The sequence below is a fragment of the Streptomyces sp. NBC_01003 genome (assembly GCF_045162695.1).
Classification (GTDB): Bacteria; Actinomycetota; Actinomycetes; order Streptomycetales; family Streptomycetaceae; genus Streptomyces.
Genome location: NZ_CP108708.1, coordinates 1 through 20047, shown reverse-complemented (window position 1 = coordinate 20047; position 20047 = coordinate 1). Strand labels below are relative to the sequence as shown.

At 68.9% G+C, this 20047-nt stretch carries 23 protein-coding genes; 14 read left to right on the top strand and 9 right to left on the bottom strand.

Annotation, left to right across the window (positions count from 1 at the left end; genetic code table 11):
- Window positions 1–151 precede the first annotated feature (151 nt).
- From OG698_RS47845 to OG698_RS47835, 3 genes are all read right to left on the bottom strand, one after another.
- Window positions 152–820 carry a DUF4232 domain-containing protein gene (locus tag OG698_RS47845; RefSeq protein ID WP_331729146.1) on the bottom strand — a complete coding sequence of 223 codons (669 nt, stop codon included), beginning with the start codon at window positions 818–820 and terminating at the stop codon, window positions 152–154.
- A gap of 562 nt (window positions 821–1382) precedes the next feature.
- Window positions 1383–2558 carry a serine hydrolase domain-containing protein gene (locus tag OG698_RS47840; protein ID WP_331729143.1) on the bottom strand — a complete coding sequence of 392 codons (1176 nt, stop codon included), beginning with the start codon at window positions 2556–2558 and terminating at the stop codon, window positions 1383–1385.
- A gap of 166 nt (window positions 2559–2724) precedes the next feature.
- Window positions 2725–3192 (bottom strand): DUF6262 family protein, encoded by a 468-nt coding sequence (locus OG698_RS47835; RefSeq protein WP_331729140.1) that lies wholly within the window; start codon window positions 3190–3192, stop codon window positions 2725–2727.
- Here OG698_RS47835 and OG698_RS47830 point away from each other — a divergent pair.
- Both OG698_RS47830 and OG698_RS47825 read left to right on the top strand, forming a co-directional pair.
- A complete protein-coding gene (locus OG698_RS47830) occupies window positions 3176–3958 on the top strand; it encodes a hypothetical protein (RefSeq protein ID WP_331729137.1) in 783 nt (260 codons plus the stop codon). The two genes, OG698_RS47835 and OG698_RS47830, sit on opposite strands and share 17 nt — an antisense overlap.
- Before the next feature lie 7 nt (window positions 3959–3965).
- Window positions 3966–4694: a GntR family transcriptional regulator gene (locus OG698_RS47825; protein ID WP_406111849.1), complete on the top strand. Its 729-nt coding sequence runs from the start codon at window positions 3966–3968 to the stop codon at window positions 4692–4694.
- 69 nt (window positions 4695–4763) lie between these two features.
- Here the strand turns inward: OG698_RS47825 and OG698_RS47820 are convergent, their stop codons facing one another.
- The 4 genes from OG698_RS47820 to OG698_RS47805 are packed head-to-tail and all read right to left on the bottom strand — an operon-like array spanning window position 4764 to window position 8405.
- A complete protein-coding gene (locus tag OG698_RS47820) occupies window positions 4764–5957 on the bottom strand; it encodes an ABC transporter permease (RefSeq protein WP_331729134.1) in 1194 nt (397 codons plus the stop codon).
- The gene (locus OG698_RS47815) at window positions 5954–6673 is read right to left on the bottom strand and encodes an ABC transporter ATP-binding protein (protein WP_331729131.1); all 720 of its coding nucleotides are present in this window, start codon (window positions 6671–6673) and stop codon (window positions 5954–5956) included. Before OG698_RS47815 ends, OG698_RS47820 begins: the two co-directional genes overlap by 4 nt.
- Entirely contained in the window at window positions 6670–7752 is a 1083-nt protein-coding gene (locus OG698_RS47810) for a peptidoglycan-binding domain-containing protein (protein ID WP_331729128.1), read from the bottom strand. The genes OG698_RS47815 and OG698_RS47810 overlap by 4 nt, the downstream gene beginning before the upstream one ends.
- Entirely contained in the window at window positions 7749–8405 is a 657-nt protein-coding gene (locus OG698_RS47805) for a hypothetical protein (protein WP_331729125.1), read from the bottom strand. The genes OG698_RS47810 and OG698_RS47805 overlap by 4 nt, the downstream gene beginning before the upstream one ends.
- Window positions 8406–8541: 136 nt before the next feature.
- Between OG698_RS47805 and OG698_RS47800 the strand changes: the two genes are divergently transcribed.
- From OG698_RS47800 to OG698_RS47780, 5 genes are all read left to right on the top strand, one after another.
- The gene (locus OG698_RS47800; protein WP_331729122.1) at window positions 8542–9234 is read left to right on the top strand and encodes a response regulator transcription factor; all 693 of its coding nucleotides are present in this window, start codon (window positions 8542–8544) and stop codon (window positions 9232–9234) included.
- The gene (locus OG698_RS47795; protein WP_331729119.1) at window positions 9231–10727 is read left to right on the top strand and encodes a HAMP domain-containing sensor histidine kinase; all 1497 of its coding nucleotides are present in this window, start codon (window positions 9231–9233) and stop codon (window positions 10725–10727) included. Before OG698_RS47800 ends, OG698_RS47795 begins: the two co-directional genes overlap by 4 nt.
- Window positions 10724–11221 carry a hypothetical protein gene (locus tag OG698_RS47790; RefSeq protein WP_331729116.1) on the top strand — a complete coding sequence of 166 codons (498 nt, stop codon included), beginning with the start codon at window positions 10724–10726 and terminating at the stop codon, window positions 11219–11221. Before OG698_RS47795 ends, OG698_RS47790 begins: the two co-directional genes overlap by 4 nt.
- Before the next feature lie 53 nt (window positions 11222–11274).
- Complete coding sequence (locus tag OG698_RS47785; protein WP_406111845.1) at window positions 11275–11418, top strand: hypothetical protein; 144 nt, start codon at window positions 11275–11277, stop codon at window positions 11416–11418.
- A gap of 211 nt (window positions 11419–11629) precedes the next feature.
- On the top strand, window positions 11630–12145 hold the full coding sequence (locus tag OG698_RS47780) for a transposase family protein (protein ID WP_331729114.1): 516 nt from the start codon (window positions 11630–11632) through the stop codon (window positions 12143–12145).
- On the opposite strand, the gene OG698_RS47775 is transcribed toward OG698_RS47780, so the two are convergent.
- Entirely contained in the window at window positions 12126–12791 is a 666-nt protein-coding gene (locus tag OG698_RS47775; RefSeq protein ID WP_331729577.1) for a DUF4097 family beta strand repeat-containing protein, read from the bottom strand. The two genes, OG698_RS47780 and OG698_RS47775, sit on opposite strands and share 20 nt — an antisense overlap.
- Window positions 12792–13077: 286 nt before the next feature.
- Between OG698_RS47775 and OG698_RS47770 the strand changes: the two genes are divergently transcribed.
- From OG698_RS47770 to OG698_RS47745, 6 genes are all read left to right on the top strand, one after another.
- Window positions 13078–13809: a helix-turn-helix domain-containing protein gene (locus OG698_RS47770; RefSeq protein WP_331729111.1), complete on the top strand. Its 732-nt coding sequence runs from the start codon at window positions 13078–13080 to the stop codon at window positions 13807–13809.
- Window positions 13810–14041: 232 nt separating this feature from the next.
- Window positions 14042–14599: a TetR/AcrR family transcriptional regulator gene (locus tag OG698_RS47765; protein WP_331729108.1), complete on the top strand. Its 558-nt coding sequence runs from the start codon at window positions 14042–14044 to the stop codon at window positions 14597–14599.
- Between the two features lie 126 nt (window positions 14600–14725).
- Complete coding sequence (locus tag OG698_RS47760) at window positions 14726–14977, top strand: hypothetical protein (protein WP_406111842.1); 252 nt, start codon at window positions 14726–14728, stop codon at window positions 14975–14977.
- Entirely contained in the window at window positions 14977–16614 is a 1638-nt protein-coding gene (locus OG698_RS47755; protein WP_331729102.1) for a helix-turn-helix transcriptional regulator, read from the top strand. Before OG698_RS47760 ends, OG698_RS47755 begins: the two co-directional genes overlap by 1 nt.
- A complete protein-coding gene (locus OG698_RS47750) occupies window positions 16615–17190 on the top strand; it encodes a transcriptional regulator (RefSeq protein WP_331729099.1) in 576 nt (191 codons plus the stop codon).
- Window positions 17191–17576: 386 nt separating this feature from the next.
- Window positions 17577–17978, top strand: a complete 402-nt coding sequence (locus tag OG698_RS47745) for a hypothetical protein (protein WP_329580749.1) — start codon at window positions 17577–17579, stop codon at window positions 17976–17978.
- 525 nt (window positions 17979–18503) lie between these two features.
- Here OG698_RS47745 and OG698_RS47740 read toward each other — a convergent pair.
- Complete coding sequence (locus OG698_RS47740) at window positions 18504–18947, bottom strand: VOC family protein (RefSeq protein ID WP_331729090.1); 444 nt, start codon at window positions 18945–18947, stop codon at window positions 18504–18506.
- 267 nt (window positions 18948–19214) lie between these two features.
- On the opposite strand from OG698_RS47740, the gene OG698_RS47735 reads away from it, so the two are divergent.
- Window positions 19215–19391, top strand: coding sequence for a DUF6247 family protein (locus OG698_RS47735; RefSeq protein WP_406111839.1), 177 nt, complete (start codon window positions 19215–19217; stop codon window positions 19389–19391).
- Window positions 19392–20047: the final 656 nt, after the last annotated feature.

Here is a 20047-nt window from a genome sequence, read left to right as displayed (position 1 = left end):
GGGTCGAGTGCAGGTTCCGGGAGTTGGTCTGGCCAACCGGCTGAAGGAGTTGTTGTTCCCGTCTATCGCTGACATGGGTTGGCTACATGCTGGATGGCCAAGATCCTGGTCATCCAGCGTGTAGCCACCGGGCTGGCCGCGGGCACCACCTCTACTTGGTCGTGTGCGTGGGGTAGACCTGAACGTCGGTGTAGGCGCCCTTGATCGCTCCCGCGCCCGCGGGCCACTTCAGGGTCACGGTGTGGGTCTCGTTCGGGGGCGTCACCAGGATGTTGGTCGGGTGCGAGAGGCTGTTGCCGGTGTTGTCGATGTTGTAGGCGAGGTTGAAGACAGCGGCGTCGCCGGGCTTCAGGGTGGTGACACGCGGCTGGGCGTTGCCGCGCTCGATGGGGTTCGAGGTGTTGTCGGTGTCCTTGATGTCGACGCCCGCGAAGCCCGTCGCCGAGCAGGTGGTCGAACCCCGGTTGATCATGGTGATGTTGATCCTGCCGGACTCTTCGTCGGGCGCTGCATCTGTGGCGTCGATGGCCAGGTCTTCCGTCTTGCAGAAGGTGACCTTGCGGCCGGTCTCTGTCGCGCCGTTCGCGGTTGCCTCTGCCCCGGTGTTTTCACTGGAGCCCGACTTCGCGTTGCTGGCCTGCGAGCCGCCGGAGCCCGAGCCGCCCTTCGACTTCGAGCCACCGTCCGAGGACGAAGAAGACGAGGACGAGGAGCCCTTGGAGGACGAGTCCTTCCCGGAGTCGTCGCCGCCACAGGCGGTGAGCGAGAGGGTGGCGGCGACGCCGATGGCGGCGAGAGCAGTGATGCGGGTGTACTTCACGGTGTTCCCCCGGGAGTAGCGCGGTGCATGCGGTCGGAAGTATTTGTATCTCGCACCGAGTTACAGGTGGTCCTCTGTGACGTCTTCGTTCTGTCACAGGCGTATCGACCTCACGGTCCGTCAAGGCGTCACCGTACGGTCGGTCTCTGACACGCTCAGGATCAGCCCCGCTCTCGCAGTCCCGGTGACGGGGGATCCCGGTCGCCGGGGGTAAGCGTCGGGCCGCCGGCCTGCGCGGGGTTTGTCGCTCACTGGCCACACCCGGGCGTAGCGGCCGTGCGCCCTCTGGCAGTGGAGGGACCCTCAAGCCCGGCCTACTACGACGGCACTTGGGCAGCGCGCCCTCATGGTCGTGAGCCGATTTCTCTGGGGGTGACCGTGTGGCGCGAGGCGAGTGGAGAACACTTTGTGCAGCTCAGCGCCGGTGTGATCGACAGTATCGTGTGCAACACCTGTGGCGCTATTTGTGATTGGAGCGGCTGTCCGAGTTCCTGAAGAGTAGACCGCGGTCACCCGGCCCAGCACGAACGGTCTGAGCTTCACCGTTGTGCCGAGTGCATGTTCAGGTGGTGCGGCACAGGGCGTGGTCGATCAGATTGCGCAGCGCGTCTTCCTGGCGGGCCGCGGTCTGCGGGTCCGCGGAGCGGCTGTGCGCGGAGACAGTGATGGTGCGCCGACCGTCCATGGTTGTCGCTGCCCGGATGACATATCCGAAGCCGCTTCCTCCATGCCCGAGGTAGCCGCCGCCGCAGGACAGGGGTGTGAAGAACAGGCCCAGGCCGTCCCGGGTGCCTTCCGGGTGACCGCTGTTCTGCGGCACCGGCACAGTGTTCTGCATGGCAGCGAGTTCGGCGGGCTTCAGCAGCTGTCCACTTGCCAGTGCAGCGAAGAAGCGGTTGAGGTCGCGGGCCGTGCCGGTCATCGAGCCGTCGGCCCCGCTGTCGAAGGGACGGTAGGGGATCGTGGTGTCGACCATCGGGCCGTCCACGGTGAACTGCTGATAGTTGGCCGTGTGCGGATACGGGAGGAAGGGCCAGGTGCCGGGAGTGTCGGTGTGCTGCAGGCCGAGCGGGCGCAGGATGCGGTCGTGGACCTGCTGTTCCCAGGTGCGGCCTGTGATCTTCTCAATGATCATTCCGGCGAGCACGTAATTCGTGTTGGAGTACGCCCAGCGGGTGCCTGCGGGGAAGGCAGGTTCATGGCGCATCGCCAGGTCCACCAGCTCTTCGGGCTTGTAGGCACGCCACCGATTGGCGAAGTAGGTCTGGGTGCTGGGGTCGGGGAAGACGTCATAGATGTAGTCGGACAGGCCACTGGTGTGCTGCAGCAGGTCGCGGACGGTGATGGTCCGGCCGTCGTTTCCAGCGCCGGACACGACCCCGGGCAGCAGCTGCTCCACCGTCTGGTGGAGCGAGATCCGCTTTTCGCTCACCAGTTGCATCATGACGGTGGCGACGAACGTCTTGGTGGTGCTGCCCAGACGCAGGTAGCCGTCCGCCGCCACCGGGCGGCGAGTGACCAGGTCCCCCACCCCGGATCGGGCTGTGACCGTCCCGCGTGGGGTTTCGAGGCGGACGGCCACCCCGGTGACCCCGGTATCCCGCAGCGCGTCGGCGTCACGCTGCACCGACCACGCCGTGCCGGATGGGCGTGGCGCGGCTGAAGCCGCAACGGAGGGCAGAGATGACACAGCCAGCGCCAGCACCGCAGCTGATAACCACGAACGACGAAAGATCATGATGCGAGGTTAGGAACTGCAAGGGTCACCAGCCATCCGGCATACGCCCCATCTCGAACGGGTGCCAGCCGGATGGACATCACGCCAGGGATCCAGCGCAACTACTGGCCTCCCCTGTCTGGTCATGCTCCTGAACAGCAGAAAGACGTTCGACTCAGCCGTTGACTCAGCCGCGTTGGTTCAGTGCTCTGGTCAGGTCCCGGTTGGCCTCCCTCGCGGCATCGAGATCGGATCGGGCCTCCTCCAACGCGGAGGTCGGCTCGACGTTGTGCTGCTCCAGTCTCGTGATCTTCCGTTGGAGTTCGTCGATGCCCGCCGGGGCTCCCAGCCCTGACTCCTGCCATGCCTGAGCACCCAACGCCTGCGACAGCCGCTTCTCCAGCTGCTGAACGCGAGCCGCCAGGCGGGTGTTGCGGGCCTGGGCGTTGGCGAGGTCGGCCTGGAGCGAGGCCCGGTTCACCGGCGATCCGCCGGCCGGGTCCTGGGCTGCCGGTTCGAGTTCGGCGGCGTGGACGATTTCGAGCAGGTCGCGGTGACGGTAGAGGAAGCTGCGGTCTACTCCGGCTTGCCGGGCGATGGCCGAGACGCTGATCGCGGTGCCGTTCTTCGCGGCGTTCTTGACCGCTGTGGTCACCCGCTCGGACACGGTGAAGGGCGGCACGCTCTCCACCAACCTCTCCAAGCTCGGCATCACGTACAAGAACGGTCAGCACACCTCGGAGCGTTGGTGGGGCGGCCCGCTGGGCGCCACCGGCCAGGCGGCGCTGATCGGCGACAACCTCAAGACGAACATGCAGGACCTGACCGACTCCGACGGTCACCTCGGCACCTACGGCGAGTTCACCTCCCCGCAGGTCGGCACGGGCGGCATGCGCCTCTACCGCAACGGTGTCGCGCTCACCTCGGCCGGAGGCAACACCGCGGTCGACGGCTCGACCGAAGCCTCGTACCGCATCGAGCGCGCCTACGACGCGCAGAACGTCTTCCCGAGCGGCGGACGCTTCTCGTCCGTCTGGGAGACCGAACCGGTGAAGGCCAACGCAGACGGCACCCCGGCCCTCCTGCCTCTGGCCAACCTGGTCTGGAGCGCCCGCAGCCTGGACCTGTCCGGTCGACTGACCGCCGGCCGCAGCGCCGCCCTGGACGTGCAGGCCACCAGCACCGCCCCGGACCCGACCGACCGGCGCTTCACCGGGGCACTGGCCACCTACACCCTCGACGGCGGCAAGACCTGGAGGCCGGTCAAGGCCCACGCCCTCGACGCCCGGGGCCCCTACCGCCTCACCGTCCCCGGCACCGGCCTGACTGCCGGAACCTGGCTCGGAGTACGGTTCACCACCCAGGACCGTGCCGGGAACTCCGTGTCCCAGACACTGCTGCGAGCCGCCCCGGTCCGCTGACGCACGGATGATCGCCAAGGGGCCGGCCCCGGGAACCTTTCCCGCGGCCGGCCCCTTGCACCATGCCCAGGGCAAAGACGAGCCGGCGCACGCCGAAGGGCACCGCGGGGTCGCCGCCTGTATCCCCTCCTCCTGGTCCACCTGGCGCGCCTGTCCACAGGCCGGAAGGCCGCCGCGTGAAACCACTGACAGTGCGTGTGGACACCTCCAGCCCCGTCCCCCCCCGTACGAACAAGTGCGGCTGCAGCTGGCCGACCTCATCCTCGGCGGGCACCTTGCGGAGAACGACCGGCTCCCGGCCGTGCGACAGCTAGCAGCCGACCTGGGACTGGCGGCAGGAACGATCGCCCGCGCCTACCGGGAACTCGAATCCGCCAACCTGGTCATCAGCCGAATGTCGTCATCGGTGACCGGCGAGGACGACCGCGGTGTCGGGACAGCGGGGGCGGGGGCGGACGCCCGGGGATCCTTCTGCGGGCAGTGCCGCCACAGGAGGGTTCTGTTGCTGACGTTGCCGGTGCGCGGCTTGTCGGCAGACCGTGCTGCAGTACTTCTGCGGGCGACCGAGTTTGGGCCCCCTACGTATGCGAGCGGTTCTCTGCACTGCTCACAACGGTCACTCATGGGCGTCTGTTCCTGTCACGAAAAGCGTTCAGCCGGGTTCTTTCGTCACGGATCCAGGAGAACTCAGCCGGATTTCGTCGCGGCTTCTCCCCGGCGCATCGCGCTTCGTTGATTTCGTCGCACAGTGCATGCACAGGTGCTTACGGAGCCACTTGCATCACTGCCTGCGTACGCCGCCGCCTCACGTCGCGTTCAGAGCCACCGTCGGGTGGAGACGAGCGGCGCGGATCGCCGGATAGAGACCCGCCGCCACGCCGATCAGGAGGGTGGCGACCAGCCCGCCCGCCAGGGACCAGGGCGGGACCACCGCGGTCCACCCCTGGACGTGCGCGAAGCCGTACGTCGCCGCCGCTCCCAGCAGCGCGCCCGCCGCCCCGCCAAGCGCCGACAGCAACAGCGACTCGGTGAGGAACTGGAGCCGGATCGCGTTGCGGGTCGCGCCCAGCGAGCGGCGCAGGCCGATTTCCTGGCGGCGCTCCAGGACGGAGATGACCATGGTGTTGGCGACGCCCACACCGCCGACCAGGAGGGCCACCGCGCCCAGGCCGAGCATCAGGTTCGTCAGGCCCTTGTCGGTGGCGGCCTTGGCGGCCAGCGCGTCCGAGGGGCGGGATACTTTGACGCCCGACGCGTTGCCGGGGCTGATGGTGCGGGCCAGGATCGCCTGTACGTCCTCCACCGAGGCGTCCGTGGAGCGCTCGAAGATGGTGGTGGGGTGGCCGTCGAAGCCGAAGTAGCGCTCGGCGGCGGGGAATCCGACCATGGCAACCCGGTCTAGGGTGGGGACCAGTTCGAGCGGTTTGAGGATGCCGACGACGACCACGCGCGTGTCGTTCATCATGATCGTCTCGCCGGTGTGGGTGATGCCGAGGCGGTCCGCCGCCACCGCGCCGAGGACCGTCGTCGGGAGGCGTTCGCTGACGGGATTAAGCCAGGCGCCCTTGTCGACCTCGCCGCCGAGCGCGGACAGCAGGTCGATGCGGGCCGCCTGGGTGGTGACGCCGGCGGTGCGCTCCTCGGGGACCACGTCGCTGCGGCGGATGCGGGCGTCGACTTCGGCGGTGGCCGTCGCGTGCTGCACCGGGCCGACGCGCTCGACCATCGCGACTGCGTTCTTGGGGAGCTTGATCGGCTTGCCCAAGGGGTCCTCACCCGCCTCGGCGGTGAGGAGGTTCGTGCCGAGGCGGTCGAGCTGGGCCATCAGGTCCGCGCGGCTCGACTCGGACAGGCCGACGACCGCGACCATGGTCGCGATACCGATGGCGATGCCGAGCGTCGAGAGCACCACGCGCGCGCGACGCGCGCGAAGGCCGACCGCACCGACGCGGAGGATGTCGCGGAGGGAGAGGCGGGAGGGCCTGAGGCTGTTCTTCATGAGCCGACCTCTTCCGTACGGGAGGCGGAGCGCGCGCCGGAACGCGCGTCCGAGACGATCTCGCCGTCCTTGAAGCGGACCCGGCGCGGCAGCGAGTCCGCGATCTCGTTGTCGTGGGTGATCACACAGATGGTGGTGCCGGAGGCGTTCAGCTCGTGCAGCAGCTCCATGACGATCTCGCCGGACGCGGTGTCCAGCGCCCCGGTCGGTTCGTCCGCCAGCAGCAGCCGGGGGTCTCCCACCAGGGCGCGGGCGATGGCGACGCGCTGCTTCTCGCCGCCGGACAGCTCGTTCGGCGTGTGCGAGTAGCGGTGGTCCAGTCGCACCTTGGCGAGTGCTTCCCGCGCACGCGCGCGCCGTTCCCTCAGCCGTACGCCCGCGTACAGCAGTCCGTCGGCGACGTTGTCCACCGCGTCGCGCCCGGCCGCCAGGTGGAAGTGCTGGAACACGAAGCCGATGTGGCGGGCGCGCAGTGCGGAGAGCCGGGAGTCGGAGAGCTCGGACACGTCGTACCCGGCGACCCGGACGGTGCCCGTGGTGGGCTTGTCGAGGGTGCCCATGACGTTGAGCATCGTGGACTTGCCGGAACCGGACGGGCCGACGACAGCGACCAGTTCTCCCGCTTCGACGGTGAGGTTCACTTCGCGCAGGGCGTGGACGCCGCCGGGGTAGGACTTGCCGGCGTCCCGCAGTTCGATCACCGGGGCAGACGTCATGACTTCGCCACTCCGACCTTCATGCCCTCGCGCACGTCCGGGCCGCTGACCTCGATCTGTCCGTCGGTGGTCATGCCCGTCTCCACCCGCACCATCTTCGAGGTGGCGCCCTGGACGACTTGGAGGCCGTAGCCGCCGTTCTCGCCGCGCAGGGCGACGACAGCCTCGACGGGGACCGCGAGGACTCCCTTGCGCGCCTCGCTGACGAACTTCACGCTCGCCGACGCCTTGGCGTTCTCGCCCGACGCGGCGCTTGCCCCGCCGTCCAGGACGACCTCGACGGTGATGCCCTCCTGGGCGCCCGCACCGCCCGCGGAGGCGGCCTCCTCGGGGCGCACCGTCCCGGCGACCCGGCCGACCACGGTCTTCCCGCTCGGCAGGGTGACCTCGACCTTGGTGCCTCTTGAGGTGAGCGGGCCGTCGGTCTGCTCCAGTTGCGCCCGTACGACGGGCCTGGTGGAGGCGATCGTCAGGACCGGCTGGTCCGGGCCGACCTGGTCGGCGAGCGCCGCGTCGGCGGACATCACCTTGACCTGGCCGGGCTGGAAGACGACGTCGCCCTTGCCGACCCTGCCGGTGCTGTCGCGGTTCAGGGACTTCTGCCACTGCTTGACGGCGGCCTCGGTGTCCTCGTCGTACTGCGTGTCGACGTACAGATTCGACCCGTACCCCAAGTCGCGCAGATTGCGCTCCAGCTGGAGTACGTCACTGCCCCGGTCGCCCGCCTTCATCTCGCGGAACATCGGGACCGGCCCGTAGAGGAGGGTGACAGGCTTGTCGTTCAGCTCGTACAGTGCCTGCCCCATGGTCAGCGTCTTCCCTTCGGAAGCGGCCACCGTGACGGTTCCCTCGACGGCGGACTTGACGGCACGGCGCTGCGCGAAGTCGAGCTTGCCGTCGACCGTCTTGGACTGCACGAGGTCGGTGCGTACGACGGTTGCGGTGGCGGGCGGCAGGTCGCTGCCTCTCCCGGAGGCGCCCGCGTCGCCGCCGTCGCCGAGGAACTGGACTCCCCCGGTGACGGCGGCGGCGACGACGGTCACCGCGCCGAGCGCGAGGAAGCCGGTGCGTCCCTTCACTGCCTGCCTTCCAGACCGTCGAGCAGCTTCGTCTTGCACGCCTCGCGGGCCTGCTTGTACGCCGGCGACTTCCGGCCGATGGACGGGGACGCCGGGTTCGGGTCGCCGCCGGGGATCGCGTTGCCACCGCTCATGGTCGGGTTGGTGAACTTGGAGATGCCGTTGTCCCGCATGCACTGGGCGTGCGCGAGCATCGACTCGTAGTCCCTCTGCTGGTCGCGCTTGGGCTCGGCCATCATGGCGGCCTGATACAGGGGAAAGCAGACTGTGTCCTTGCTTCCTTTGGTGCTGCCCGGCATGTGGCCGAGCCGGGAGGCGAGCTCTTCGATCTTCGTGATGTCGAGATACCCGCTGAGTTTGGGGTCGGGGAAGTCCTTGTAGCCGGCCTTGGCACGCATGCACTGGACGTACTTCATCTGTGCGTCGTAGAAGGCGCTCTTGCCCGCGAGCCGGGTGCTCGGCTCGCTCCCGCCCTTCGCGGCGCTCGCGGTCGGCGCGTCCGGTACGTCGGCGGTCGCGTCGTCCTTCTTCGCTCCGCCGGCGTTGTCGTCACCGCCGCCGCAGGCGACGGAGAGGGCGAGTACGGGCACGGCCACGAGCGCGGCCATGCGCAGCCGGGCGGTGGTTCGGGGGTTCGTTCTGAGGAAGCTCATGGGCTTCACGTTCGACGCCGTAGATCATGGCCCGTCCATGGCCACATGATGGGAACGTAACAATGCCCCCGACCTGCGCGTCCACCATCCGGGCGGGGTAGGCGGATACGGTCCCGGCGTGCTCATAATCGCCCCCATGCCGCATGTACTGCTCATCGAGGACGATGTGTCCGTAAGGGACGGAATGGAGCTCGTGCTGCGCCGTCACGGATACGGCGTGGACACCGCCGCCACCGGCGAGCAGGCCCTCGCCCTGCTGGCCGGGGAGCGGGGCGCACGGGTCGAACTGGCCGTACTGGACCTGATGCTGCCCGGCATGAACGGCTTCGAGGTGTGCCGCCGCATCCGCGCCCGCTCGACGACCCTGCCGGTCATCATGCTGACCGCGCGCGGCGACGACTCGGACATCGTGACCGGCCTGGAGGCGGGCGCCGACGACTACGTCGTCAAGCCGGTCACCGCGCCCGTCCTGGAGGCCCGCATCCGGGCCGCCCTGCGGCGCGTGGAACCGTCCGCACGACAGCGTTCGGACGCCGATCTCGCCGGGCTGGTGATCGACCGCGCCGGACTGACCGTCACCAAGAACGGCACACCGGTCCCGCTGCCGCCCACCGAACTGCGCCTGCTGCTGGAGCTGTCGGCCTCCCCCGGCCGTGTCCTCAGCCGCGAGCAGCTCCTCGAATCCATCTGGGACCACACCTTCCTGGGCGACTCCCGGCTGGTGGACGCGGCGGTCGGCCGGCTGCGGGCCAAGCTCGAGGACGTACCGGCCAAGCCGCGGTACGTACAGACGGTGCGGGGCTTCGGCTACCGCTTCGGGCCGCTGTGAACCGTACGGACAAAGGCAGGCGCGGCGCCGCCTCGAAGAGGCGCTCCCAGCGGCTCGTCGGCGGACTGCGCACCCGGCTCGTCGTCGCCCTCATCAGCGCGGTGACCGCGACCGCCCTCGCCTACCGGGACGCCCGCACCGCCGTCCTCCAGCGCACCCAGAACACCGCCGTGAACGACCTGCGGGAGCGGGTCACCGCGGTCGCCGCCGACTTCGACGTACCGCCCGACCAGCAGTCGCTGTCCCGGTTCGCGGCGAAGGTCTCGGACGGCATCGGCACCCGCATCGTGGTCGCCCGTTACCAGGACCTCGTCGCGGCCTCCGACTCGCTCACCGAGACGGAGGACCGGATCACCACCGAGCTGCGCACTGCCGTGCGCACGGGGGACGGGGCCCGGTTCCAGCGGGTGATGTGGCGGGGAGAGCCCTATCTGGCCGTCGGCATGCCCGTGACGTACGCCGACGGGGACCACCGCACCTCCGGCCTGGAGGTCTTCGCGATCACCGATCTGCGGGCCGAGCGCGACGACACGGCCGCCCTGCTGGACTCCGTACGGAAGGGCATCGTGCCGGTGGTACTGCTGGCCGCCGTCCTGGCCCTGCTGGCCGCGGGGACGGTCCTTCGTCCGGTACGGAAGCTGGGCCGGGCCACCCGCGAGCTCGCTGCCGGAGACCTCGGCAGCCGAGTAGCCGTCACCGGGCACGACGAACTCGCCGACCTGGCAACGACGTTCAACGAGACCGCCGACGCGCTCCAGGCTTCCGACGCGGAACTGCGCGAGCAGGAGGCGAAGGCACGCCGCTTCGTGGCGGACGTGTCACACGAACTGCGCACGCCCCTCGCGGCGATGACGATGGTGGCAACCGTCCTGGAGGAGGACGCCGACCAGCTGCCGCCGGACACGGCGCGGGCGGCCCGTACCGTCGGCGCAGAGACGGCACGGCTGTCCCGGCTGGTCGAGGACCTGATGGAGATCTCCCGCTTTGACGCCAAGGCGGTACGGCTGAACGCGGCCGAGACGGACCTCGCCGACACCGTACGGGCATCGCTGGCGCTGCGCGGCTGGACGGACCGGGTGCAGACGCATCTCCATGAAGGTGTACGGGCGGTGGTCGACCGGCGCCGCATCGACGTGATCGTCGCGAACCTGGTGGGCAACGCGCTGCGGCACGGATCACCGCCGGTCACCGTGACTCTTAGGACGGCCCTCGAGGCGGACGGGGAGTGGGTGACGCTGGAGGTCGTCGACCACGGTCCCGGGCTGCTGCCGAGGGCTCGGGAGCGGGTCTTCGACCGGTTCTACAAGGCGGACGCGGCCCGCACGCGTGGCGCGGCCGACGACAGCGGACAGGGCAGCGGCCTCGGCATGGCGATCGCACTGGAGAACGCACGGCTTCATGGCGGCACGATCGACGTGGCCGATGGACCGCAGCGCGGCGCGGTGTTCACGCTGCGGCTGCCCCTGCGGCGTACAGGAGAGGGGACGGAGTGAAGGTCCGGCAGGGTGTCGTGGTCGCCGCGCTGGGGCTCGCCCTCATGGGCTGCGGCGTCCAGCCGACCGGAGTGATAGGCGCGGGCGAGCCCGCGTCCGGGCTGACGCGCGAGATGCGGCTGTACTTCGCGTCCGACAACGGACTGCGCGGGGTGCCCCTGCCCGACAAGGAGGTGAAGAGCCTCGACGAGGTGCTGAAGCTGCTCACCACGGGGCCTTCGCCCGCCGAGCAGCGCGACGGGCTCACCTCTCTCGTCGATCAGCTCCTCGCCTACTCGGTGACCGGAACGGGCACCCGCGTCACGGTGCACCTCGACGGCCCCTATGTGGAGTCGGGGCGCGGGCAGGGCACCGGGCAGCTGGTGTGCACGCTGGCGCGCGCCCAGTCCGTACTCGAGCGGAAGGTCAGGGCCGACGACGTCGAGGTCACCCTGCGGCCGTCCGAAGGCGCCGCGCTGGGCCCCTACCGGTGTGCGGATTTCCTCAACACGTGAGGCGGGCATCGTCAGTGCTGCCCGGTGCGGACGGCCTGAAGGTCCCCAGCAGTGTGGCTGTCATCCGCTACGGGTCCACACTGGCGATCTACAAGGCCATTTCCGACAGCCCCCGGGCGCCGGCGAGCATCCCGAGCGACCTCGTCAACGCCCAGTCGAAAGTGCTGGACGCCGCCGTTCAAACCACCACTTCGTAGTCATACCCCATCCAACGGCCTCAGCGACGGTTGTCGCACAGGATAGGAAGCTTGTTGTCAAGTTCGCACGTAGCTGCCGTTGTTGCTGACATCACCGCCCAGGCGTGATGCGTGCTCGGATCTCGGACAGGGGGCCGGGTGAACGTCGAAGGGCGCGACCATCCATGATCACGTTGATACCACTCAGCATGATCGAGAAGGCCGCGCCCGCATGCCATCCTGCCCGGCCCTGCCCACCTCCCGTCAACTCGCCAAACAACTCGACCTCGTCGGCGAGGAGTTGTGCACGCCCGAATGCCTCCCCTCGCTGCTCGAGGCCGTCCGGTCGGTGCCCGACCCGCGCACTCCGCACCTGGTCACGCACCCCTTGCCGATGCTGCTCGGCCTGGTCGCCTGCGCCCTGCTGTGCGGGGTCCGCTCGGTGCGCGGCGTGATCCGCTGGGCCCACGGCCAGGGCGCCGGCGTCCTTGCCGCCCTCGAGGTCCCCGACGGCGACCCCGGCCAGCTGCCGGTGGCCACCACCCTTACCCGCACGCTCGCCCGCGTCGACGCCGATGCGCTCGACGCCGCCGTCGGCACCTTCGTCCAGGCCCACGCCGCCGACCCACTCGCGGGTTTTCCCGCGGTCGGCCCCCTTGCATCATGCCCAGGGCCCCGCATGATGGCGAGGTCGGTCATGGTGACTGCTCCTCAGAGGGTGTGGGTGGTCAGAGGCTGCGGGCGGTGATGTCGCCGTGGGCGGTGGTGGCGTGGATGTCGAGGCCGGCGCCGTCGGTGTTCTTGAGCGTGTTGTGGATCCGGCCGTAGGTGGTACCGGCGTCGAGCGAGGCGGAGACTCCGCGGGCCGCGCCGATGGACACGTCGCCCGACAGGGTGCGTAGTTCGACGGTGCCGCTGGTGGCTTCGGTGATGTTCAGGTCGCCCTTTTGCGTGCTGATCTGGGAGGGGCCGTTCAGGCGGCCGACGAAGACGTCACCGGCCTGGAGGGTGAGGCGGGCGCTCGCGGTCTCGTCGATCTTGATCGAACCCTGCGCGCCTTCGAAGGTGATGTCGCCGAGCCGTCCGACGCCGCGGAGTTCGGCGGCGGCGGCCTTGGCCTCGACCCGGGAGCCGGCGGGCAGTTGGACGGTCACCTCGACGGATCCGGAGTTGCCGAGGATCCGGTTCTTCGCGGTGGCTGCTTCGATGCGCAGGACGCCGTCGGCGTAGGCGACCGTGACTTGCTCGGCGGCCTTTATGTCGCGGCTCTTGGACTTGTCGGCGGGCAGGACCTCGACCGTGGTGTCGGCGCGGTCGGCGGCGATGAACTGGATGCGTCCCGCGGGGATGTCCAGGACGGCGAGGACGGCGGCGGGGGTGTCGAACTTCTGCATGGTGTTTTCCTTCGATCCGTCGTTTCTGATGAGTGAAACGCTACGTTGCATTCAAGGATCGGGCAACACCCTTGTTGCGCAAGAACCCTATAAGCGCAGGTAGTTGCAGGGATTTCATTGCAATGATCTGGGCTCTAATGCAACGAACCCACTCCCGGTCGTTGCAATGGCATGGAGGTGAACGCTATAGTCGAGGCGTCGGACCTCAGACACGAACGCCGGATGCCGGACACCGGGCACGGACACCACAGGCCGGCGCATCGCCGCGAAGGAGAAGGAGACCGCAATGCCGGGAGGCAGACTCACTCAGCCGGAACGCCAGCAGATCGCGCTGGGACTGGCCGACGGCCTCGCCTACGCCGAGATCGCCAGAACCCTGGACCGCCCGACGTCGACGATCACCCGCGAAGTGATGCGCAACGGCGGCCCCACCGCCTACCGCGCGGATCTGGCCCACCGCGCCACCGAACACCGGGCCCGCCGCAAGCAGTCGACGCCCCGCGACCCGGGCACGCCGGCGCAGCCCCACGGACGCGACGCCGAAGCGGTGCGCGCGTACGAGGAGACGTTCACAACCGTCCTCATACAGTCGGGCACGCCCAAGATGATGGCCCGGGTGATGGCCTGCCTCACCCTCACCGACACCGGCAGCCTCACCGCGGCCGAACTCGTCCAGCGTCTCCAGGTCAGCCCGGCATCCATCTCCAAGGCGGTCGCGTTCCTGGAGAGTCAGGGGATGGTCCGCAGGGAGCGCGACGAACGCCGCCGTGAGCGCTATGTCGTGGACAACGACATCATGTACCAGTCGATGATGGCCTCCGCCCGTTCCACCGCCCACGTCGTCGACATCGCACGACAAGGCGTCGGCGTCCTCGGTTTTGGCACCCCCGCCGCCACCCGCCTCGAAAACATCGCCCGTTTCCTCGACTTCGTCTCCGAAAGCATCGCCCGCGCCGCGGAACAGGCCCGCGACATCCTCCACACCCAGCCCGAACCGCCCCAGGACCACACCACCTGAGCCCCCTCGAGCCGCGTACCGACATCGTCTTCACCGTCACGGCCCGTGCTTCCCGACCGTCATGCAGGCCGTGCTGCGTGCTGCGCACCGCTGAACATCAGGGGGTCAAGTGAATCGACTGCCGGAGCAGTGCCCGCCCCCCTCATCAGGGCCACCTCCGCCGCTCGCCCGGATGGTGTGCAGCGGAAACCGGGGAAGGCCCGTACACACCGTGCGCGAGAGGAGCAACCACATGGGCGACACATCCACCACCGCTGCGGCCCTCCAAGGGCGCCGCGAACGCAACAGACTCCGGGTCAAGAACCGCATCTGCGAAACTGCGCTGCTCCTGTTCACACGGCAGGGATACGACCAGACCACCGTCGATGAAATCACCGAAGCGGCCGACGTGGCCCGCGGTACCTTCTTCAACCACTTCCAGCGCAAGGAAGACCCCATCGCCGAATGGGGCGAACAGCGGCGCGAACTGCTGCGCCAGGGGCTGAGGGCCGAAGGCCTCGAACACCCCCACGGCAAGGACACCCGACACACACTCTCCCGCTGCATGAGCATCCTCGCCGGCAGCAGCCAGGAGAACCCGGCACAGACCAAAGCCGTCCTCACCGCCTGGGTGCGTGCGGGCTTCCCGCTCCACGAACAGCCCTACGTCAGCGGCATGTTCACCGATTTCATCAAGGCCGAACATGGCACGGGGCAGGTTCCCGACACCGTCGACACCCAGCTCACGGGATACCTGATGCGCGATATCTGCCTCGGCACGCTCTACCGGTGGTCACAGTCCCCCCAGTGACCACGGCAACGCGACCTGCACCCTCACGCCGTCCGGTTGATCGCTCACTGTCCCGCGATGGCCTGACTCAAAACGGCGACCGTCACGAATTTAATGTATGTCACTGAAAGTGGTATCGTCTGGAGTGTGTCAGAGGTGGATGACGAGCGTGAACTCGCCGATGCAGTCGAGGTGTTGAAGGACGCCGAGGGTCGCGTCGCCGATGCGCTGCGCGTGTATCTGGCCCGTGATCCGGTCACCGGGCGGCCGGTGCACGGCCGGATCGGGCGGGCGGCACAGATCACCGGGTGGGGTGAGCAGCGGGTCAAGGAGACGGCCACCCCGGCCCTGGCCGAGCGCCGCCGCGCCAGGCGCTCGGACAAGGGGGCGGGTCAGTGATGAGCGAGTTCGACGCGATCGACTCCCTGCTCGCCTCGCTCACCCCGCAGGAGGAGCTTCCCGACACCGAGGTACGCCGGAGTCTGCGCGAGCAGGCGGGACTGTCGAAGGCGCAGGTGGCCCGGGCACTCGGCGTGAGCCCGTCCACCGTCACCGGGTGGGAATCGGGGCGTGACCCGGCGGGGGAGACGCGCGCGAAGTACGCCTACCTCCTGGACGGCCTGGCCGCGAAGTTCGCACCGCCCACCGAGCCCGACTCCGAGCCCGAGGCGGGGCCTGAGCCCGAGGCGGGGCCTGAGCCCGAGGCGGGGCCTGAGCCCGAGCCCGAGGCGGGCGAGGTGGCACCGGCCCCGGTTGCCGCGCCCGACGCGACCGAACCCTCACCGGCCGACGACAGGGACGACGCGGACGACGTCGAAACTCTGGCCACGCCCGAGCCGTGCGTCCTGTGCGCCAGCCCGGCCCGACAGCGCGTGGCCGGCTTTCCCCAGCACCTGGACCCTGCCGACTGCCGGCCCACCACCGGCGCCACGACAGCGGCTCTCACGGCTACGGATCCGAGCGCTCCGCAGGCCCAGACGGCACGTACGGCACGCCCGACACACGCGGCGCATGGTGCGCAGCGGCCGAAGAAGCCGGCCCCGCGTGGGCGGGCGTTCCAGGAGCCCTCCGGTCCGGCCGACCTGATCCACGAAGCCGTTCAAGCCGCGCTCGCCGCCCACGAGGGCGACGTCGAAGCCGCGAGTGCCGCGCTGCTGAAGCGGGCGATCCCGGACGCGATGGCGTTGCTGGACGAGACCCGTAAGGGCGCCCGCTACGACGTGATCGCCCACCCCTGGATCCCCGACATCCTGAAGAAACAGACCGCGAAGGGCGCCGACCGGATCTGGGAGGCCCGCCCCAAGTGGACCCGCCACGAGCTCCCGCCCGGTGAACACGAGGTGACCGCGCTCGACATCAACGGCGCCTACCTGTCCGCCCTCAAGACCCACCTTCCGCTCGGGCAGCTGGAGCACTCCACCGGCTTCGACCACGACCGGCGCCGCGCAGGCGTCCACCTGATCACCCCACCGCACTGGGAACACGAAGCGGTGCTGCCGAACCCGATCGGAAACCGGGACGAACCCGGCCCCCTGTGGGTCACCGAGCCCACCCTGCGCCTCCTGCTACGCCTGTCCGGCCCGAAGTACGGCCTGTGCGACCCCCCACAGATCCACGAGTCGTACACCTCCGGCGCCACCGAGAACCTCCTGGAGAAGTTCCGCATCGCCCTCAAGGATGCCCGCGAGCGGGCGATCGGCGAGGAGGACGAGGTGACGCTGGAGTACGTGAAGGCGATGTACTCCAAGTTCGTGTCCACGATGGGGGAGTCGAACTACAACCGGGAGCTGTACCGCCCGGACTGGATGCACCTCATCCGCTCCCAGGCCTTCGCCAACCTCTGGACGAAGGCCTACAAGGCCCACGAGGAGGGCCTGACCGTGGTGCGTGCGATGGGCACCGACGAACTCCACGTCATCGGTGACTGGCACAGTGTCTTCCCTGAGGGCCGTGGCGTTACCGAGGTCAAGGTGAAGGACACCTACACCGCCAAAGCCGCCGCCGACGACGCCCTGCAGGCGGGGGAGGGGGAGTAAGTGCCCGACAGGAATCTGGAGTTCGGCAAGTTCGGCGCCCGTGGGATCAAGGGCTACGAAGCCGCGGCCCGTCAGCTCGACCAGCTGGCCGCCTTCATCGCCAGCCCCGCAACCACCCGCCGTGGCATGCTGGCCCGCCTGCACTACCTCACCCGCACCGACCATGCGCGCGCGGCCGCACGTGAGGCCGGCCTCACCGTCACCGACCGCACGCTGAAACGCTGGGCCGAGGGCAAGGCCTCACCGTCGAAGACGAGCCTGGCACAGCTGGAAGCCGCCTACCGGCAGGTCCGCCGCCACAACGTCGCCCGGCACCTGCTGGCCCGCCTCAACCGGCAAGGCCGGGGCACCCGCGTCGAGTTCCATCCCCTCAACCAAGCCCAGGTCCCCCGACCGCTCCAGCGTGACGTTTCCTTCCGCACCCTCAACGTGCGGCACTGGGACCGGATGGTGCAGGCCTGGGCAGCCGATGACGACGAGGCCATGGACGAGGCATGGTTCGACGGCATCACCGTCGACCTCGGCTCCGACTACGGCGCCTACGAGTACGTCATGAACATCGGCTTCGCCGCCTAAGCGTGCACCCGCGGGCCTTGGCCGTTCCGCGCCCCAACACCCATACCAACCTCACCCCCAAGGCCCCGCGCACCGCTGAAAGCGGCCTGTGGGCACGCAGCGCGGGCCAGTGCGCCACCTACGCCGAGTGGGAAGCCTTGTGCACCGCGCGGGAGGCCCGATGAGCGCGATTGAGAACAGGCCTGCGCCGCAGTCGACTTGGACACCGCTGGAGCAGAGAGCCCCTGCGACTGGCCGAGAACCAGATATGACGGCTGGCTGGCGGCGTGGAAGCTGGCGGAAGAGGACAGCCGGCACAGCCGCCGTGTGAACCCTGGACACCCGTCCGCGGGAATGGGGGTGGACGCCCCCCGAGCTGAGAAAACACGCTGCTAGATTCGCCCACCATGCGATCACGTGACTACGACCTCGACTTCCGCGACAGGGCCGGGCGGATACGCGCCTGGGGCATAGGCCTGTTGGTTGTGGCGGCGCTGCAGTGGGCATGGTGTGCTCTGCTGCTGCTCACGCCATACTCGGTCGATCGCGAGCCAGACGACCAGTACCCCGCGGAGTGCGAGTCACGGTTGCTGACCGAACGCGGTACCGCCAACAACGGCCTGCAAAGCAGTGATTGGTGCCAGAACGAACGCGACTGGCCCGAAGCCCTGGCTGTGCTCGGGCTGTCCTTGCCGGTGTCGGTCGCTGGTGTGGCGCTCTTCACCAGCGGCAGCTTGAGCATCCGGATGAGCGCCCACGCAGAGGCGATGCGCGAATTGGACAAGCGCGCCGACGTACGGAACGCCTAGTGCTCCGACCGGGAAGGTTCGCCGGGTTCGCGGGTGGGTGGATGGCAAGTGACGACTTCCGGCTCCACCTGACACGCGCGCCGCGCGGGTAGGACGGCTCATGCCGCGCCGTGCCTGCCGTGGCGATGGTCAGGCCCCACCGGTCGGCGGCGATCCGGGCCGCGGCCGCGAGCTGGGAAGCGCCCCGCTCGCCCCAGCCCAGCAGTTCGGCTGCGTCCACCGGTGACACCAGCACTCGTCCGTAGGCGCGGCCTGTGTAGGGGGTGCGATGGGGTCCGCCTTCTCCAGGAGAGCGGCATAGCGGACCTGGACGTACAGGTCGCGTCCGTCTTCACTCACCAGCTGGTAGCCCACCGGGGCCCAGTCAGCGAGGACGAGTTGGCTCCCCTCGCCACCTCTCGGCGCAGCGTCGCCACCGAGTCTGCGTTGTCCTTCGGCTCAGGCGTTCTATGGTTGACACCTGCGGGCCTTGGTGACCTGGCCGTTGTGGGATGGCAAGGCACGTTGGTTGTCACCGAGCTCTGGTCAGTTGATGTCGAACTCGTTCCCTTCGGGGTCCTTCATTCCGACCGCGTAGTGGTCGATTCCTTCCTCGTACATGACAACCGTGATGAGGGCGCCCAAGCCCATCAGGCGGCCGGCTTCGGCGTCCACTCGCCTCTTCCGCGTCTCGATCGGGTCTGTGCGGTCGCCGCTGGCGTGGATGTCGATGTGCAGCCGGTTCTTCACGGCCTTCGCGTCCGGGACCACATGGAACCAGATGGCCGGTCCACCGCCCTGCGGGTCGCTGATCCGGTCCGCGCCGCCGGTCAACGCTTCTTCGGGCAGCCCCAGGTCACGGTAGTAGTTGTCCCATGTGGCGAAACCGGATGGGGGCGGTGCGAGTTCATAGCCCAGTGCGGCGGCCCAGAAATGGGCCTGGCGGTCGGGGTCGGCGCAGTCGATCACCAGTTGGTAGCGAGCGGACATCGGGATTCCTTTCAAAGCCGCACAACTCAACCCGCCATCCTGCCAGTCGCGAGACAAGAGCCGCGGCCCTGGAGAACCACGCGCCGACGCGAAGTGACAACAAGCCCGCCCAACTGCCCCGCACCGCACGTACGGTGGCGATGCGACCCCTCTGTAGGACCTGATGAGCGCGCAGCCCGAGGAAGCCCCCGCCGCCGCCCAGCTGCTCCAGGAGCTGCGCGCCGACCGGCGCTCGGAGACCTGGGTGTCCGCGTTCGAGCAGGACTGGTGCGCGCGTTGGACGACGCCCGGCACCCCTTCAGCCTCGCCCCAGTCCAGGACGTCGTCCGCACCTGGCGGGCCCGCCTCGCCGCGGCTCCGGCCGTTGACGAGTTCCTACTGGCCGGAGGCTGTGACGACTCCGACGGCATCGACCTGGACCAGGCCCTCGGAGCCCGCACGTGAGCGACGCACAACCGCCCTGGCCCGCCCGCCTGTCGCCTCAGGCAGCAGGTACCGCAGCAGAGTTGCCCGACCCGCCCGGTGATCAGATATGCGAGTCAGCGTCGGCCCCGAGATCGCCCAAACTCTTCCATCAAGGCTGTTTCTGACGAACCATCAGAGGAGGTGCCCCACGTCGAGCCCATCACCTATCTGCCATTACGGGCTCCCGTGACTGATGTGCTCGGCAGGGGCCAAGGCCACTGAATGATGTCGCCGATTAGTGAATGCTTGGCGACGTATATCAGGGCCAGCAGGGGCAGTCGGTGGTAAGCATCCAGGCCATAATCTAGCCAACTTGCCATAATGACACACACGCGGCTTGGGAGATTCTCGCCTTGTCCGATTCCGACCAGAAGCATGACGGATCGTCAAGGGCCTGCGCCACCACAGACGCACCGCCACATCCACGACCCGCCCGCGTAGCCAGCTGCTTTTGGCGGGACCGCGCGGAGCGTGGGCCTGCTAGGCCGGATCGCGGAGCGATCCGAGCCGTCAGCAGCGCGAAGCGGTGCTGACATGGCGTCACGGAGTGACGCCAACTCCCCGACGAAGTCGGGGAGTTCTTTCCGCGCGAAGCGCGGGAACCGCCGCGTAGCGGCGGCGCGTCGTGTCTGCGG

Excerpts from the sequence above, each read along its gene's own strand:
- OG698_RS47840 (WP_331729143.1), bottom strand. The coding sequence starts at position 2,558 with ATGATCTTTCGTCGTTCGTGGTTATCAGCTGCGGTGCTGGCGCTGGCT.
- OG698_RS47825 (WP_406111849.1), top strand. The coding sequence starts at position 3,966 with ATGATCGCCAAGGGGCCGGCCCCGGGAACCTTTCCCGCGGCCGGCCCC.
- OG698_RS47820 (WP_331729134.1), bottom strand. The coding sequence starts at position 5,957 with ATGAAGAACAGCCTCAGGCCCTCCCGCCTCTCCCTCCGCGACATCCTC.
- OG698_RS47815 (WP_331729131.1), bottom strand. The coding sequence starts at position 6,673 with ATGACGTCTGCCCCGGTGATCGAACTGCGGGACGCCGGCAAGTCCTAC.
- OG698_RS47805 (WP_331729125.1), bottom strand. The coding sequence starts at position 8,405 with ATGAGCTTCCTCAGAACGAACCCCCGAACCACCGCCCGGCTGCGCATG.
- OG698_RS47800 (WP_331729122.1), top strand. The coding sequence starts at position 8,542 with ATGCCGCATGTACTGCTCATCGAGGACGATGTGTCCGTAAGGGACGGA.
- OG698_RS47780 (WP_331729114.1), top strand. The coding sequence starts at position 11,630 with ATGCCATCCTGCCCGGCCCTGCCCACCTCCCGTCAACTCGCCAAACAA.
- OG698_RS47775 (WP_331729577.1), bottom strand. The coding sequence starts at position 12,791 with ATGCAGAAGTTCGACACCCCCGCCGCCGTCCTCGCCGTCCTGGACATC.
- OG698_RS47770 (WP_331729111.1), top strand. The coding sequence starts at position 13,078 with ATGCCGGGAGGCAGACTCACTCAGCCGGAACGCCAGCAGATCGCGCTG.
- OG698_RS47765 (WP_331729108.1), top strand. The coding sequence starts at position 14,042 with ATGGGCGACACATCCACCACCGCTGCGGCCCTCCAAGGGCGCCGCGAA.
- OG698_RS47755 (WP_331729102.1), top strand. The coding sequence starts at position 14,977 with ATGAGCGAGTTCGACGCGATCGACTCCCTGCTCGCCTCGCTCACCCCG.
- OG698_RS47745 (WP_329580749.1), top strand. The coding sequence starts at position 17,577 with ATGCGATCACGTGACTACGACCTCGACTTCCGCGACAGGGCCGGGCGG.
- OG698_RS47740 (WP_331729090.1), bottom strand. The coding sequence starts at position 18,947 with ATGTCCGCTCGCTACCAACTGGTGATCGACTGCGCCGACCCCGACCGC.